The organism is Pseudarthrobacter sp. TE3704 (assembly GCF_056279405.1).
In genome coordinates this window covers 39038-55410 of sequence record NZ_JBWCCJ010000013.1, presented here as the reverse complement: position 1 = coordinate 55410, position 16373 = coordinate 39038, and the positions used below count along the sequence as shown (strand labels likewise).

General features: G+C 65.1%; 13 protein-coding genes, 1 pseudogene and 1 riboswitch. Of the genes and pseudogenes, 3 read left to right on the top strand and 11 right to left on the bottom strand.

Annotated features, from left to right (window positions below; genetic code table 11):
- The 7 genes and pseudogenes from ACZ9BC_RS22130 to ACZ9BC_RS22100 form a co-directional block, all read right to left on the bottom strand.
- A pseudogene (locus ACZ9BC_RS22130) lies at positions 1-351 on the bottom strand (DUF320 domain-containing protein); the annotation flags it as partial.
- A gap of 88 nt (positions 352-439) precedes the next feature.
- On the bottom strand, positions 440-1282 hold the full coding sequence (locus tag ACZ9BC_RS22125) for a hypothetical protein (RefSeq protein ID WP_476247833.1): 843 nt from the start codon (positions 1280-1282) through the stop codon (positions 440-442).
- Between the two features lie 320 nt (positions 1283-1602).
- Positions 1603-2679 (bottom strand): Gfo/Idh/MocA family protein, encoded by a 1077-nt coding sequence (locus tag ACZ9BC_RS22120; RefSeq protein WP_476247832.1) that lies wholly within the window; start codon positions 2677-2679, stop codon positions 1603-1605.
- 162 nt (positions 2680-2841) lie between these two features.
- Entirely contained in the window at positions 2842-3939 is a 1098-nt protein-coding gene (locus ACZ9BC_RS22115; RefSeq protein ID WP_476247831.1) for a substrate-binding domain-containing protein, read from the bottom strand.
- 50 nt (positions 3940-3989) lie between these two features.
- Positions 3990-5279, bottom strand: a complete 1290-nt coding sequence (mmsB, locus tag ACZ9BC_RS22110; protein ID WP_115524412.1) for a multiple monosaccharide ABC transporter permease — start codon at positions 5277-5279, stop codon at positions 3990-3992.
- A 45-nt stretch (positions 5280-5324) separates the two neighbouring features.
- Positions 5325-6887 (bottom strand): multiple monosaccharide ABC transporter ATP-binding protein, encoded by a 1563-nt coding sequence (mmsA, locus tag ACZ9BC_RS22105; RefSeq protein WP_476247830.1) that lies wholly within the window; start codon positions 6885-6887, stop codon positions 5325-5327.
- Positions 6888-7018: 131 nt separating this feature from the next.
- Positions 7019-8209: an ROK family transcriptional regulator gene (locus ACZ9BC_RS22100; protein ID WP_079595751.1), complete on the bottom strand. Its 1191-nt coding sequence runs from the start codon at positions 8207-8209 to the stop codon at positions 7019-7021.
- Between the two features lie 203 nt (positions 8210-8412).
- Between ACZ9BC_RS22100 and ACZ9BC_RS22095 the strand changes: the two genes are divergently transcribed.
- Positions 8413-9207 (top strand): nitrilase-related carbon-nitrogen hydrolase, encoded by a 795-nt coding sequence (locus ACZ9BC_RS22095; protein WP_476247829.1) that lies wholly within the window; start codon positions 8413-8415, stop codon positions 9205-9207.
- Here ACZ9BC_RS22095 and ACZ9BC_RS22090 read toward each other — a convergent pair.
- On the bottom strand, positions 9186-10877 hold the full coding sequence (locus ACZ9BC_RS22090; protein ID WP_476247828.1) for a PucR family transcriptional regulator: 1692 nt from the start codon (positions 10875-10877) through the stop codon (positions 9186-9188). The genes ACZ9BC_RS22095 and ACZ9BC_RS22090 overlap by 22 nt on opposite strands.
- A 109-nt stretch (positions 10878-10986) precedes the next feature.
- Between ACZ9BC_RS22090 and ACZ9BC_RS22085 the strand changes: the two genes are divergently transcribed.
- Both ACZ9BC_RS22085 and ACZ9BC_RS22080 read left to right on the top strand, forming a co-directional pair.
- Entirely contained in the window at positions 10987-12519 is a 1533-nt protein-coding gene (locus ACZ9BC_RS22085) for an amino acid permease (protein WP_476247827.1), read from the top strand.
- A 51-nt stretch (positions 12520-12570) separates the two neighbouring features.
- The gene (locus tag ACZ9BC_RS22080; RefSeq protein ID WP_476247826.1) at positions 12571-14307 is read left to right on the top strand and encodes a flavin monoamine oxidase family protein; all 1737 of its coding nucleotides are present in this window, start codon (positions 12571-12573) and stop codon (positions 14305-14307) included.
- On the opposite strand, the gene ACZ9BC_RS22075 is transcribed toward ACZ9BC_RS22080, so the two are convergent.
- From ACZ9BC_RS22075 to purU, 3 genes are all read right to left on the bottom strand, one after another.
- Positions 14304-14822, bottom strand: coding sequence for a gamma carbonic anhydrase family protein (locus tag ACZ9BC_RS22075; RefSeq protein ID WP_476247825.1), 519 nt, complete (start codon positions 14820-14822; stop codon positions 14304-14306). The two genes, ACZ9BC_RS22080 and ACZ9BC_RS22075, sit on opposite strands and share 4 nt — an antisense overlap.
- A 78-nt stretch (positions 14823-14900) precedes the next feature.
- Positions 14901-15230 (bottom strand): hypothetical protein, encoded by a 330-nt coding sequence (locus ACZ9BC_RS22070; RefSeq protein WP_476247824.1) that lies wholly within the window; start codon positions 15228-15230, stop codon positions 14901-14903.
- A gap of 61 nt (positions 15231-15291) precedes the next feature.
- Positions 15292-16152 (bottom strand): formyltetrahydrofolate deformylase, encoded by an 861-nt coding sequence (gene purU / locus ACZ9BC_RS22065; RefSeq protein ID WP_476247823.1) that lies wholly within the window; start codon positions 16150-16152, stop codon positions 15292-15294.
- A gap of 43 nt (positions 16153-16195) precedes the next feature.
- Positions 16196-16281: riboswitch (ZMP/ZTP riboswitch) on the top strand.
- Positions 16282-16373: the final 92 nt, after the last annotated feature.

Sequence of the window (16373 nt, the reverse complement as noted above, 5' to 3'; positions counted from 1 at the left end):
GGCTGCTGCAGCGAGGTCGGGGCTGGTGGCTTGGTTGGTGCCGAGGTCCACGATGGCGTCTGCTGCGACGGTGAGGTCGGTTGCGGGTGCTTCCGACGTGGTGGTCCCAGCGTTGCCGAGGCCGAGGTCGACGGTGGCTACGGCGGCGACGCCCGTGGAATCGGACGGCGTTGGGTCACCCAGCAGGCCCAACGACGTCGTATCCGCGGACGCCGCCGCCGAGATCAGGGCAGATGCGGAAAGATCCGATCCGCTGGTGGTATCCGCGGCATTTGCCGCGGTGCAGCCGAAGGCCAAAAGCCCGCCGGCAAAGAGGGTGCCAAGCAGCCCCCTGTGAAGGTTGGAACTCATGATGATGTCTCCTGAAAAGTTGAAGTCGGGCGCTTGTCAGCTGCCCATAGGGCCACGTTCTGCCAACAGAAGGGCAGACGGGACTCAACTAGTCAGGAGAGGAACCGGGGTCGTACGACACCGGTGAGGGGGCATGCTCAGTTGCTTCGCCGGCCTGGACAAGGCCGTTGAAGGGAAGGTCAAAGCTAAAGGGGGTCAGCCACGCCGCTGAACCTGAGGACGTCGAAGAGGACGCGCCGCTGTTCGAACCGGAGCCGGGAACAGCCGGGTTTTGTGCAGGCACGGGCGCATGGTCGGCAGTGCCCGGCTGCTCTGCAGCCTGGCCAGCTCCAGTCAGCTCAGTCCATGGAAGTACGGAAGTGCCGGCGAGGTAAGCCACGCCAACAGCTGTGGCCGGAGCGCTGGGAACACCGGATGCATCCGTGGACGCGCTCCCTGCAGGAGCTGGTTCTTCCACTGATTCACTGACGGTTGCCGCGACCGCACCAAGTACAGGGGCATCAGCTGCAACCTGGGGAAGCTCGTCATCAATGGCCGTCCCGGGGAGATCAGGAACCCGAACGGGCAGCGGTGACGTGCCTGTCACAAGATCGGCAACTGGTTCCAGAACCGGCTCCAGGACCGGAACGGCCTCTGAAACCGGGGGAAGCACCACTTCAACCACTGCTGTGCTGGCTCCATCAGCAACTTCAGCGATGGGAGCAGAAACAGCAGAAACCGTTCCGGCCGGAACCACATGGCTCACTACCGGAACGGAGGACACGAGGTTGTCGGCGAGCCTCGCGACGGGGGCCACCACAGGTTGAAGCAGCCCGGCCTTCGGCGCGGGTGCGGGAAGCGGCGCGGACACCGTCGAAACAGGAGCCGGAGCAGGCAACACGGGCACCGGGGTGGCCACCTTGTCCGCAACGGAAGAGACTGAACTGGACACACCGCCCAAAAGCGACGTTGTATCCGAAAGGGCGTCTGCAGAGGCAGCTGTGGACGAAAGTGTCAGCCAGCTGACTGCAGCCGCCCCGGCAAGGAGTACTGGCCTGAGGACACGCCACGGGGAGCGAGCTTCACCCATGCGTACCACCCCCAGTACTGGTCTATTCGACGACGTCTACAGCGTAAGACTGGATGTTGCAGGAAGTCTAGAGCGAACTAAAACAATTCGACAAAAACGGTAATGGCAGAAGCCATCCACCATCATTACTGGTTCCGGATGTCATGTTATTGACCCCGATGGCACGGAAACTCCATGCTCAACTATCTTCCGTGGCTGTCGTTGGGGTAAGTCACTCCGAGTTGGGCACGGACGCCGTCAAAGAGACGCATGGTGTTCAGCGAATCTTCCAGGGGCATGACAGGACTCTCGGTCAGGCCCTGCTGAATGCACCGCGTGACCTCGCGAAGTTCGTAGGTGTACCCCTTGCCCACCACGTCGAATGCTTCCGTCCGGCGTTCGTCCCACCCCTTTGCGACGGTAAGTTCGCGAGGGTTGTTGATGGATCCCACGCTCTGCAGGAAGCCGAGGCTTCCCGCGACAGTGGCGATGCGCGGGCCGTGGGACAGCAGCGACGAGGTGAGCTGGACCTGGGCTCCGTGGTTGTAACCCAGGGTCATGGCGTTCTGGGCGTCGACGCCGTCGTCGTTCAGGAACCCGGTGGCGCTGACGGTTTGCGGGAAGCCAAGGGTTCCGAGCGCCCACAGCAGCGGGTAGACGGCGATATCGAGCAGCGCTCCGCCGCCGTCCTGCCTGGCCCAAAGCCTGGAGGTGGGGGAGTACGGTGCAGGGAAGCCGAGGTCGGCGCTGACCCAATGGATGTCGCCGAGTTCGCCGGATGCAGCAATGTCGAACGCACGCTGCATACTAGGCAGGAAACGGCTCCAGACCGCTTCCATCAGGAAGAGTTTCCGGCTCCGGGCGACGTCGATGAGTTCGCCGGCTTCGCGCGCGTTGATGGTGAAGGCCTTCTCGCAGAGAACGTGCTTGCCGGCGTTCAGTGCGGCGAGGACTATCTCATGGTGCTGCGCATGGGGAGTCGCCACGTAGACAATGTCCACCGCCTCATCGGCGAGCAGCCGCTGGTAGCCGCGCAGGCCGCCGTCGTCCCCGTACGCCTTGGAAAAGTCGTAGGCAACGGCAAAAGCGTCCGCGGTGTCCTGTGCGCGGGAACTGACGGCGTACAGCTCTGCGTCGGCCAGCAATGCCAGGTCCTGGGCGACGGAACGGGCGATGCCGCCAGTGGCGATGACACCCCACCGCAATGTCTTGCCGGTGGCGGAACGTGGATCCGGGTCGGACTGGCTGGACAGCCACGGTTTGGCGATGGGGGCACTCATGATGCCCATCCTCTCACTGCATTGAGAGAGGGATCGGGAATTTCCTGCGAAAGGTGAGACAGCGTTGGGGGATGGGTTGCGGAAGGTGAGAGAGGGTTCCAATGTGAAAAACCCGGCCCTCCGAGACGGAGGACCGGGTTTTTCCGGAATACAGGTGCTTACTTACTTAGTGATCGGGCCGAGTACCGGATCGTCCGTGTAGGCAGTCTTCACGTTCGCGGAGGTAACGATGACGGGCTCCAGCAGGTAGGCCGGGACTGTCTTGACTCCATTGTTGTAGGAATCCTTGTCGTTGATTTCCAGTTCCTTGCCGGCCTGGAGGTCCTTCGCCATGGTGATGGCGTGCTCAACGAGCTTGCGGGTGTCCTTGTTGATTGTGGAGTACTGCTCGCCAGCCAGGATCGACTTGACCGACTCTACTTCGGAGTCCTGACCGGTGATCACAGGGGTCGGCTTGCCGGCGGCCTTGACGGACGTCAGGATCGAGCGGGCCAGGAGATCATTGGGTGACAGGACGCCGTCCAGGGATTCTGTGGTGTAGTTGCCGCTGAGCAGGGTGTCGGCGCGGCGCTGGGCGTTCTCGCCCTTCCAGGCCTGGGTGACAGCCTGCTCGAAGCTGGTCTGGCCGGAGAGAACCTTGAGGGTGCCATCGTCAATCTTCGGCTTCAGGACGCTCATTGCGCCATCAAAGAAGACCTTGGCATTGGCATCGTCGGGGGAACCGGCGAACAGTTCAATGTTGTACGGGCCGTTCGGCTTCTTGGCCTGCAGGCCTTCCAGCAGCGCCTGGCCCTGGAGTTCGCCCACCTTGAAGTTGTCGTAGGCCACGTAGTAGTCCACGTTCTCGGTGTTCAGCAGCAGGCGGTCGTACGCGATGATGGTGGCGCCGGCATCCTTGGCCTGCTTCAGCTGCGTGCCGAGCTGGGTGCCGTCGACAGCGCCCACGATGAGGACCTTGGGGTTCTTCGTGATCATGGCGCTGATCTGGTTCTGCTGCTCGGAAACGCCGGCATTGGCGAACTGGACGTCAGGCTTGAACCCGGCATCGCTGAGGCCGTCATTGAACAGCTTTTCGGCGAGGACCCAGTTTTCACTGGTCTTCTGGGGAAGTGCGACGGCGATGGCGGCGTCCTGTTCGAACCCGCCGGCGCCTTCGGTCCCGCCACCCGTGGTGGGCTCGGAGCGGCCGCAGCCCGTCAGCGCCAGTGCTGCGATGGCAGCTACCGCTGCTGCCTTTCCTGCTTTACCAGACATTCTCATTGTTGGTTCTCTTTCTCTGTAGTGGTGTAACGCTGTTCAGGCTGCACAGCTCAGGCTTCCCTGGCGATGGCTTCCTTGGTGGAGGTGGTCTCGTCGGGCTGAAGCGGGTTGCTGGGTCCGCCGCCGGCACGGCCGCCGCCGATGTTCTTCATCAGCATGCCGATGAGCGACTTTTTGCCTTGGCTCTTGTTGTAGACGTCGAAGGCGACGGCGATCAGGAGGACGAGGCCCTTGATGATCTGGGTGAGGTCGGCGCCGATGCCGAGGAGCTGCAGGCCGTTGTTCAGCACAGCCATCACCAGGCCACCGATGATGGACCCCACTACGGTGCCCACGCCGCCGGTGACGGCTGCGCCACCGATGAAGACTGCGGCGATGGCGTCCAGTTCCCAGCCGACGCCGTCGAACGGGCCTGATGCGGTGGACCGGCCGACGAAGATCATGCCAGCGAGGCCGGCCAGGATGGACATGTTCATCATGACCAGGAAGTTGACTTTTTTGGACTGGACGCCGGAGAGTTCGGCCGCGTGGCGGTTGCCGCCGACGGCGTAGACGTGGCGGCCGAGGATGGTGCGGGAGGAGATGAAGCCGTAGACCAAAACCAGGACGGCGAGGATGAGGCCGGGGATGGGGAAAGAGGTGCCCGGGCGGCCGGTGGCGAACAGGTATGTGGCGTAGAGGATGGCGCCGCCGATCAGGACCAGCTTGAGGGCAGTCACCCACATTTCGGGGACTTCGGCACCGAGAGCCTTGGCACGTGCCCGGGAGCGGAGTTCGCCGACAACGACAAATGCGGTGGCGGCGATGCCCAGCAGGAGCGTGAGGTTGTTGAATCCGGTGTCGGGTCCCACCTCGGGGAGGTAACCGGCGCCCAGGTACTGGAAGTCGTTGGGGACCGGGATGGTGTTGGACTTGCCCACGAACTGGTTGAAGCCGCGGAACAGGAGCATGCCGGCCAGCGTCACGATGAAGGCCGGGATTCCCACGTACGCCGTCCACCAGCCTTGCCAGGCTCCGATCAGCGCACCAAGCAACAGCCCCAGCAGGACGCCCGCGTACCAGGGGATGCCCCAGTCGCGGATGGCCAGGGCAACGGTTACCCCCACGAACGCGGCCACGGAACCCACGGAGAGGTCGATGTGCCCGGCGATAATCACCAGGACCATGCCGATGGCCAGGATCAGGATGTAGGAGTTGCCGTTGAAGAGGTTGATGACGTTGCCGGGTGTGAGGGTCCGGCCGTCGGTGGCGATCTGGAAGAAGATGATCAGTGCAACCAGGGCGAAGATCATGCCGAATTGGCGGGTGTTGCCGCCAAACAGCTTTTTGAGGGCGTTCATGGTGTCAGTCCTTGTGTCCGGAAGGTTCTGGAGTGATCCAGAGGGTCAGGCGGCTTCGGCTTTGCGGGCAGAGGTCATCAGTTTCATTAGGCTTTCCTGGCTGGCCTCTTCTTTGGTCAGGACACCGGTAACGGCGCCTTCGAAGATCGTGTAGATGCGGTCCGAGAGGCCCAGGAGTTCGGGGAGCTCCGAGGAGATGACGATCACTCCCTTGCCCTGGTTGGCGAGCTGCTGGATGATGCCGTAGATCTCGTACTTGGCACCGACGTCGATGCCGCGGGTCGGCTCGTCCAGGATCAGCAGGTCGGGGTCCGTGAACATCCATTTGGCGAGGACCACCTTTTGCTGGTTGCCGCCGGAGAGCTTGGCCACGCCTTCCTCAACCGAGGGGGTCTTGGTCCGGAGCGACTTGCGGTACTGCTCCGCCACCGTGAATTCCTGGTTCGGGTCCACCACCGAATTGCGGCTGATCTTCCGCAGGTTGGCCGCCACGGTGGTGGTCTTGATGTCGTCCAGAAGGTTCAGTCCCAGGGACTTGCGGTCCTCGGTAACGTAACCGAGGCCGGCGTCGATGGCCTGGCGGACCGACTTGAGGCTGATTTCCTTGCCGTCCTTGTAGATATGGCCGTTGATGAAACGGCCGTAGGAACGGCCGAAGACTGACCGGGCCAGTTCGGTGCGGCCGGCGCCCATGAGCCCTGCGAAGCCGACAATTTCACCACGGCGCACGAAGAAGCTGGAGTTTTTGCAGACCAGCCGGTCCTGGACGTTGGGGTGGGCCACGGTCCAGTCCTTGACCTCGAAGAAGACTTCGCCGATCTTGGGCGTGTGGTCCGGGAAGCGCGATTCCAGTGTGCGGCCCACCATGCCCTTGATGATCCGGTCCTCGTCCACCCCGTCAGCCTTCACGTTCAGCGTCTCGATGGACTTGCCGTCCCGGATGATGGTGATGGAGTCGGCGATCTGCTCGATCTCGTTGAGCTTGTGCGAAATGATGATGGACGTAATGCCCTTGGCCTTTAGGCCGAGCATCAGGTCCAGCAGGTGCTGGGAATCGGATTCGTTCAGCGCGGCGGTGGGCTCGTCCAGGATGAGGATTTTCACGGACTTGTTCAGGGCCTTGGCGATTTCGACCAGCTGCTGCTTGCCGACGCCGATTTCCTTGATGGGGGTGTCCGGGTCCTCACGGAGGCCCACGCGGGCCAGCAGGTCAAGGGACCGCAGGCGGGCTTCGGCCCAGTTGATGACACCCCGCTTGGTGGGTTCGTTGCCCAGGAAGATGTTCTCCATGATGGAGAGTTCCGGGATCAGCGCCAGTTCCTGGTGGATGATCACGATGCCGGCGTGTTCGCTGGCCCTGATATCCCGGAACTGCTGCACCTGGTTCTGGTAGACGATGTCGCCGTCGTAGCTTCCGTACGGGTACACGCCGGAAAGAACCTTCATCAGGGTGGACTTGCCGGCACCGTTCTCGCCGCAGATCGCGTGGATCTCGCCCGCCTTCACCCGCAGGCTCACGTTGTCCAACGCTTTGACGCCGGGGAATTCCTTGGTGATGGACCGCATCTCCAGGATGATCGGTTCCGTTTGCGTGGTCTGGGACGCCATATGCCCTAACCCTCCAATGCAATGACTTCTTTGTCCGGCCGGCAAAGCGCAGGGCCGTCTGATCCAAAAGTAAACTGGATCACAGCAGTTGTCGTCAAGTCTTTAACGCAATTGCTGGATAACGAAACGGTCTAGGTCTTCCGGATCCCGGCGTGCTGGAAGACCAGGGCCGCGGCGCCCAGGGCCTCCGCACGGTCTCCCAGGGAGGACATGGTGAGTGTTGTGGTCTCCCCGATGACGGGGACGGCATGCCTGACCAGGCCGCGCCGAATGGGTTCCAGCAGGAGGTCGCCCAGCCCGGCCAGCGGTCCTCCCACCACGATCACTTCAGGGTTGATGAGGTTGGCCACGTTGCCCAGGGCGCGGCCGACAGAGAGGCCTGCGTCGTCCACGACGCGGAGCGTGGCAGGGTCCCGGTTGAGGGCTTTCCTGACGATGTCCGCAGGCGTGAGCGGCCGGTCCTCGCCGCGGCTGAGGAGTTCGATCATGGTGGTGGTGGAGGCGATGGTTTCCAGGCAGCCGCGGTTGCCACACCGGCACACGAGGCCCTGTTCATGGATGGTTGCATGGCCGATTTCACCGGTGATGCCGACGTTCCCGTAGTAGGGGGCGCCGTTGAGGATCAGGCCCGCACCGATGCCTGATCCGATCTTCAGGAACAGCAGGTTGCTGACCCCGGTGTGCTGCCCCCAGGTCACCTCGGACCACGCGCCCAGGTTGGCGTCGTTGTCAATAAACACGGGGATTCTCAAGGTTTCCTCAAGGTACTGGAGGATGTTGATCCCCACCCACTCAGGAAGGATGGCACCCTGCGCAACCGTCCCCGTCCGCCTGTCGATCGGCCCGGGAATTCCGACGCCGGCACCCACCACGGCCGACCGGTCGATGCCACTTTCGCGCAGCAGTTTGTCCAGCAGGACCACCGACGCCTGGATGCCCTCTTCCGCCTGGTGGCCGAGGGGGAGCATGACGGATTCCTCCGCAATGACGTGGTAGCTAAGGGAAGCCAGCACCACCCGGAGGTGGCGCCGGCCGAAGTCGATTCCCACAGCCACCGCACCGTTGCTGTTAAGCCTGACGTTGAGTGCCCTCCGGCCCGAGCTGGTGATCGGTTCGGTGGAGGCCAGTCCGGAATCCAGCATGATTTTGACGATGTTGGAGACGGTGGCGGTGGAGAGTCCCGTCTGCCTGGCCAGCTCGGCCTGGGTGGAGGGTCCGCCCATGAGGGTCTCGATAATCCGTTGCTGGTTCAGCTGCCGCAAGGCGGATTGTGAACCGGGATTTTTCGGCTTGCTCCTCGTTGAGCGCGGGGTTGCGGACATGCTAAGAAGATTGCCCTATCGCTCACCTTGGAGTCAAGAAGTTAACGCATAAGGCGTTCCAGGGCTGGTGACGGACGTCGGGATGATGTGGCCAGTTACCCGGGGTGCGAGGTGCAAATGGCCCCGGAAAGCATCGCGCCTGCTGGCTACGCTGGTTGTAAGGCCCCGGCGAGGGGCCGCCCCAACGACGGAAGGTGGTAGCAGTGCTGCTGGCACTCCTGCAGGCGAACGCCGCGGTCCTTGATCCCGAAGCCAATTGTTCCGTCATTGACGCCGCTGCCCACTCCGCGTCAGCGGCCGGCGCTGAGGTCCTGGTAACCCCGGAGCTCTTCCCGGTGGGATACGCTCCGCGCCGCGTCCGGGCCGGGCTGGATCCGGCGCTCCTGCCGGCGCTTCACGAACAGCTCGCGGACATCGCCCGCCGAAACAGCATCGCAGTGGTGTACAGCCTTCCCCGCATCACCCCTGAGGGGGACTGGCAAATCAGCGCCACCCTTCTGGACGCCGATGGCAGTAGCCTGCTCAGCTACGGCAAGGTCCACCTGTTTGGCCCGGATGAAAGGGCGGCCTTTACCCCGGCAACGGAACGCCCCGCCGTCGTGCACTTCCATGGCATACCGACGTCCATGGTGATCTGTTACGACGTGGAGTTTCCCGAAGCCGTGCGTGCCGCGGCTGCCGGCGGCGCCGAACTGCTGCTGGTCCCCACGGCCCTGGCCCACGGATTCGACGACGTTCCCCAGGTGCTGCTGCGGGCCAGGGCACTCGAAAGCCAGCTGACCATCGCCTACGCCAACCACGCCGGCATTGAGGATGACTGCCGTTTCCTGGGCGGCAGCGTGATCGCTGGTCCGGACGGGAAGCTGCTGGCCGCAGCCGGGGAAGGGCCTGAACTGCTCTTCGCCGAGGTGGACCCGGATGCCGCCCGGCGTGAGCGGACCACCGTGCCGTACCTGGCCGAGCGCCGCCCGGACCTCTACCGGTCCTGGGACGCCTGACCGCCGCCCGCCATCTCCTCCGCAGGCGCTGCGGCATCGACAAACTGCAGGGCAATCCACAACTCGGCGCGGGCTGACGCCTGCCCCAGGTCCATGTCCAGGAGCTCCGCCAGGGCGTTGATCTGGCGGCGGACGCTGTTCCGGTGCAGGCCCAGATCCTTTGCCGTGGCGTCCCAGTTACCGTTGGCGGCCAGCCAGGACCGGAGGACCTGGAGCTGGGAGTCCCGACGGTCGGGCTCCTGGTCCATGACCGGTGCCAGGAGCCGGGCGGCCAGCATGGCGCCGGCATCGCCGCCCAGCAAGCCAGTGACGGACCACGTCAGTTCCTCTTCCCGTACAGACTTGCCGGTAGCCGAGACCCTGGGGCGCAGCGCCGTGGCATTGCGGTAGGCCGCGGCAAGGCCAGGAAGTTCCGTGGGCTGGCCGACCACGAGCCGCCAGCCCAGCTGCTCCACCTCCGCCAGCAGCTGCTCATCCACCTTCAGCCGCGTGACCGCCGCGAATCCGTACCCCGTCAGCTCCACCATCTTCGTGTCGAACAGCCGCCGCCACTGGAGCAGCTCCCGGACCGGACCGTCGGCGGCAGCTGCCGGATCGGTCCGGATGCCCTGCACCACCCGGACCGGCCCGGTCCGGGTTCCGGAAACGCTCTGCGCCAACAGATCCCTCATGGCGTTCAGCTCCCTGCCGTTGCCCCCGGCCAGGCTTTCGGGATGCAGCAGCAAGGCGGTGGCCAGCTGGCTCGGCGCCAGCGAACCGCTGGTCCGCTGCCGGACAAGGAGTTCCAACAGGCCAACCACAGAGGAGACCACGTTGTTCTGGGCGGGGGTGAGCGGCTTGTCCGCGCCCAGCACCAGGCCGCCGAGCGTTGCGTCCCTGCTGCTCCGCAGGGGATGGCCGAACACCAGCGCCGAGCCGGGTATATCGAATGCCTCTGTTTCCACGCGCGGGCCGCTTCCCGCCAGGAGCCTCTTGAGCAGGGGCTGGAGTGCGGAAAGTTCGACGGCGGCACCCGCCCGGGCGCGCGCCCTCCCGTCGGCTCCGGCCAGGACAGCCCACACCGGAACCCGCTGGGTCAGGGCCGCCAGCAGCTCATGCTCGGGCCGGGCCGAAAGGACGGCCCGCATCAGGTGCCGGTTGGTTTCTGCCAACTGCCTGAATACCTGGGCGTTGCCGGATTCCAGCAGCTTGGAGAACTCGAGCCCCAGGGCGGCGAACGGGATGCTGGCGGGCACTTCGACAAGGGTGAGACCATGCTCCCGGCACGCGGCCACAAGATCGCCGGGCACAGCATCGTAGTAAGGTTCCAGGCCGAAGCCCAGTGCCGCAACCCCGGCAGCGACAAGCCGGCGGACGTAGGCGTCGGCCCCGCTGGCGCGGCTCCTGCCGCGGTCACTGCCTGCGGTGCCGCCGCCGTCGTTCCTTTCATGGCTGCCGCCGCGGAAAGGCAGGCCGGCGGTCAGTACAAACTCCCCGTCCAGCAGGTACGGCGTGGGATCTTCCAGCTCGCTCGGTTCCACCCAGCGCAGGGGAGTGTGGCCGTTGCCGGCATCGTGCACCACGGCCACCGCCGGAGGCAGCGCGGCCAGGAACTGTCCCAATGTCACTGCATCCAGCTGAGGGGCCGAATCATCGGCGGGGGCACTGATGGCTGGTGCATTGCGTCTCATGACCAATGACTATAGGTCACTTTGCACACCTCTGAGATGCGGCTCACACCCCTACGCTGGGGGAGGGGAAACCAGTTCAACCACTCACCGACACGAACGGACGTCAACGATGACTGTGCCTACACTCTCCGGCCAGGCTCCGGCCCGCCCGGCCGGCCGTCCCACCCTCGGCGCTCAGCTGCTGCGCCGCAAACCGATCGCCCAAATGGTCAGCGAGGCTGAGTCCAGCCAGGGCGGGCCCCGGCTGGTCCGGAGTTTTGGCGTCCTGCAGCTGACCATGATCTCCGTGGGGGCGACGCTGGGCACCGGCATCCTGGTGATCCTGGGCGAATCCGTCCCGCTGGCGGGTCCTGCCATCTGGATCTCCTTCGCCATCGCCGGCCTCGCTGCCCTGCTGTCCGCGGTCTCCTACGCCGAGATGGCGGGCCTGGTTCCGGTGTCGGGCTCAAGCTACTCCTACACCTACGCCACCATGGGCGAGGGGATGGCATGGATCTGCGGCTGGTGCCTGGTGCTGGAATATGCCGTGTCCGTTGCGGCCGTTGCTGTCGGTGCCGGGCAGTACGTGAACGAAGCCCTGTCCGTGTTCGGCTCGGTGCTGCCGGACGCCTTCTCCCAGCCCCCGGGCGACGGCGGATTGGTCAACATCCCCGCCATGGTGATCGTGGTGCTTGCCACCGTCCTCCTGGTCCGGGGCGCCAAGGAGAGCGCCTGGATCAACACCTCCATCGTGGTGGTCAAGGTAGGAATCCTGCTCTTCTTCTGCGCCGTCGCCTTCAGCGCCTTCAACGCCGGAAACTTCGAGCCGCTGCTGCCCATGGGAGCCGCCGGCGTCTCGGCCGCAGCTTCACGCGTCTTCTTCTCCTACATCGGCTTCGACGCCGCCTCCACCGCGGGCGAAGAAGCACGCAACCCCAAGCGGGACCTGCCGCGCGCCATCATGCTCTCCATGCTGATCGTCACCACCATCTACGTCCTGGTGGCCGTGGCCGCGATCGGCGCCCGCCCCTGGGGCTGGTTCGACGGAACCGAAGCGGCCCTGGTGAAGATCCTGGAAGAGACCACCGGACAGCCCTGGATTGCCCTGGTCTTCGCGGTCGGCGCCGTCCTCGCCATCGCCAGCATCGTCCTGACGGTCCTCTACGGCCAGACCCGCATCCTGTTGTCCATGGCCCGCGACGGCCTCATCCCCGCGATCTTTGGCCGCGTCTCCCGCCGGACCGGCACCCCGGTGGCCGGTACGCTCCTGGTGGGAACCGCCGTCGCGCTCACCGCCGGACTGGTCCCGCTGGGCGCACTGGCGGATGCCACCAGCATCGGCACGCTGTTTGCGTTCGCGCTGGTGAATGTCGCGGTCATCTACCTCCGCCGGACGCGTCCGGAACTGGAGCGGACCTTCCGCGTGCCGTTCTTCCCGCTCACGCCGATCCTCGGCGCCCTGATGTGCGGCTACCTCATGGCAAACCTCGGCGCCGACACCTGGATCACCTTCGCTATCTGGATGCTGGTGGGCCTGGCCGCCTACTTCGGCTACGGACGCCGGAACTCCAGGGTGGCGGCGCTGGGCAACGAGGAATACCTTGAGTTGTCCGCCCGCTCCGCCACCACCCAACCCGCCACGCCCCAGGCCTCCAAGTCCTGACCCTCCACAGCAACCCATCGACGCCCCGAACCAACAAAGGCAGACACCTCCATGACCATCGCCACCGAACTTCCGGCCTCCGATCCGTCCAGTACCTCCACCCTGGCGCCGGGCGCGCCTGGCCGGCGTCCCGGAGAGCAGACGGCGCCCATCACCATGCTCAACCCGGACTTTCCCTTCAGCTACGACCACTACCTGGCACACCCGGACGGGCTGGGCTCGCTGCCGGCCGAGCTGCTCGGAACCGAGGTTGCCGTCATTGGTGCGGGACTGTCCGGCCTGGTCACGGCGTATGAACTGATGAAGCTGGGACTGCGGCCGGTTATGTATGAAGCCGACCGGATTGGCGGGCGCCTCCGTACAGCCGCATTCCCCGCCGCGCCGGGCGTGGTGGCGGACCTGGGCGGCATGCGCTTCCCGGTCTCCGGCAGGGCCTTCTACCACTACGTGGACCTGCTGGGCCTGGACACCCAGGAATTCCCCAACCCGCTCGCCGACGCCACCTCCAGTACCGTGATCGAACTGGCCGGGCAGAAGCACTATGCGGAAAAGCCGAGTGACCTTCCGCCGTTCTTCCGCGAGGTTGCGGACGCCTGGAAGGCGGCCGTCAATGACGGTGCCAGGTTCGCGGAGATGCAGGATGCCATCCGTGCCCGGGACACGGCGCGGATCAAGGAACTCTGGAACGAACTGCTGCCGCTGATGGACGAGCAGACCTTCTATGGGTTCATCGCCGCCAGCGAGTCCTTTAAGAAGGCCGGGTTTGCGCACCGCGAGGCGTTCGGACAGGTGGGTTTCGGCACCGGCGGATGGGACACCGACTTCCCCAACTCCATCCTGGAGATCCTGCGCGTGGTCTACACGGACGCAGACGACCAGCACCGCCTCATCAGCGGTGGAGCGCAAAGGCTGCCCGAGGCACTCTGGCAGCACTCGCCGTCGGACATGCGGCACTGGCCGGAGGGAACGTCGCTGTCCTCACTGCATTCCGGTTCACCCCGCGGTGCGGTCGGGAAAATCAGCCGCGACCCGGACGGGAACCTGCGGGTCCGTGAACGCTGGGGCCGCGAAGCCAGCTACCCCGCCGTGGTGACCACCTGCCAGTCCTGGCTGCTGTCCACCCGGATCCACACCGAGGAAGCACTCTTCCCGGCCGAGCTGTGGACCGCCATCGAGCGCTCGCACTACATGCAGTCCTCCAAGACCTTCGTGATGGTGGACCGGCCGTTCTGGAAGGACATCGATCCGGAGACCGGCAATGAGGTCCTGTCCATGACCCTGACGGACCGCCTCAACCGGGCGACGTACCTGCTGGACAACGGGCCGGACCAGCCTGCCGTTATCCTGCTGTCCTACACCTGGAACGATGACGCCCTGAAATGGCTTGCCCTGGACGCCGATGAACGCGTGGAACTGATGCTGCACTCGCTCGAGCAGATCTACCCCGGCGTGGACATCGCCAGCCACATCGTGGGCCAGCCGATCACGGTGTCCTGGGAAGCGGACCCCAACTTCATGGGCGCCTTCAAGGCCAACCTCCCGGGGCACTACCGCTACCAGCAGCGGCTGTTCACGCACTTCAAGCAGGATGCGCTGCCCGAATCCCAGCGCGGCATCTTCCTGGCCGGCGACGACGTGTCCTTCACCGCCGGCTGGGCCGAGGGGGCAGTGACCACCGGGCTGAACGCGGTGTGGGGCGTCGTGAACCACCTGGGCGGCTCTTCCGCGCCGGGCAACCCGGGGCCGGGCGACCTGCTGGACGCGATCGGGCCTATCTCATTGGACTAGGCGTGCAGCTCCCGGTGTGCCTGCGCCAGCTCAACGTACCGGGAAGCGTTGGCGCGTACGCCGTCGTACTCCTCGTCGGTGAGTTCGCGGCGCACCTTGCCGGGAACGCCGGCCACCAGTGAGCGGGGCGGCACAACCGTGCCCTCAAGGACGACGGCGCCGGCCGCCACGAGCGAGCCGGTGCCGATCACTGCGCCGTTGAGGACGGTTGCGCCCATGCCGATGAGGCAGTCGTCCTCCACCGTGCAGCCATGCACGACGGCGGCGTGCCCCACGCTGACCCGTTCGCCCACCGTGCAGGGGAAGCCGGGATCGGCGTGCAGCACCACGTTGTCCTGGAGGTTGCTGCCAGCCCCGACGGTGATGGCCGCGGTGTCGGCTCGGACGGAGACGCCGTAGAAGGCGCTCGATTCGGGGCCCAGGGTGGCGTTGCCGATGATCGAGGCAGTGGGCGCGACGAAAGCTGAATCGTGGACGGCGGGCGAGTTGCCGGCGAAGGGGTACAGGGGAGCCATGAGCCCAGCCTAGGACATCGGTTCCCCCAACTAGGTAGCGCTATCTGTCGTTTTGGGGTGTCTAAACGACACTTTGCGCTACTTAGTTGGGTTTGGGGTTCGCAAAACAAGGAACTGGTAATGCTGCTTCCAGTCGCCCCGGCCCGGGCTTGACTCGTCACCGGTACCCTCCGGCCAGGTCTGGAAGTGCTCCACCTCGCAGTGTTTGCCGAAGATCCGCCGAACGGCGTCGTCGCTTCGCCGGGTGAAAAACCGGCGCGGCTCCTCGTCGTCCTCCGGGTTCAGGACTTCCTCATCGTTCCCGGACCACAGTCCGACGGCGATCGGCGCGCCCGGTGCGCTGACCCGCACCAGCTCGCTGACGACGCCGTGGATCCGGCTGTTGGGAACGTGCAGGAGCCTGCTCATGGTCCACGCGGCGGAAAACGAGTTGTCCGCACGATGTCCGCCGCCGCTCCCGGAAACTGCGTTAGTTGAAGACCACTGTGCGGTTGCCGTCCAGCAGCACCCGGTGCTCCGCATGCCACTGCACCGCCTGGACCAGGGTGCGGCCCTCCACATCGCGGCCCATCTGCACGAACTGCTCCGGAGTCCGGGCGTGGTCAACGCGGATGACTTCCTGCTCGATGATCGGGCCCTCGTCCAGCGCCGCCGTCACGTAGTGTGCCGTGGCACCGATCAGCTTCACGCCGCGGGCGTGCGCCTGGTGGTAGGGCTTGGCGCCCTTGAAGGACGGCAGGAACGAGTGGTGGATGTTGATGGCCTTGCCGGTCAGTTCGGTGCAGAGCTCGTCGGACAGGATCTGCATGTACCGGGCCAGGACCGTCAGTTCGATGTCGTGCTCGGCGATGAGGGCACGCAGCTTGTCCTCAGCCTGGACCTTGGTGTCTTTGGTCACCGGGATGTAATGGAACGGGATGCCGTAGAACTCGGCCAGCCCTGCCAGGTCCTGGTGGTTGGAGACGATGGCAGGAATCTCGACGGGCAGCGTGCCGGAACGCTGCTGGAACAGCAGGTCGTTCAGGCAGTGGGCGGAGGTGCTGGCCATCACCAGGGTCCGCACTTTCTGGCCTACGGCGTTAAGGCTCCACTGCATGCTGAAGGCCTCAGCCACGGGCTCCAGTGCCCCGCGAAGCTCTGCCGCGGAGGCCGCCGTCGTCACTTCGACGCGCATGAAGAAGTTGCCCGTGGCGGGGCTGCCGTACTGCTGTGAGTCCGTAATGTTGCAGCCTGCCTCCAGCAGGGCACCGGCCACCGCGTGGACAATTCCGGGACGGTCCGGGCAGGACAGGGTTACTACGTACGCTTGGTTCAGCAGCTCTTCGTTCACGCGTACAAGCCTACCCGCGCAGCGGGCGCCGGTTTTGATAGGCTGGGAGGGTCGCAACTGGCGTTGGGTGGCTAACCACCAGGGAGCGGCAATCACGAAGACCACGGATCGTACGCCTGGGCCGAGGGTCATGTTTTGCCGGAAGTGGGGCTGCACTGCGTCAGTGCTGCAGCGCCATGCCCTGCGCTTTCACGCCCTGTCATCAACACGGTACGAAGGTG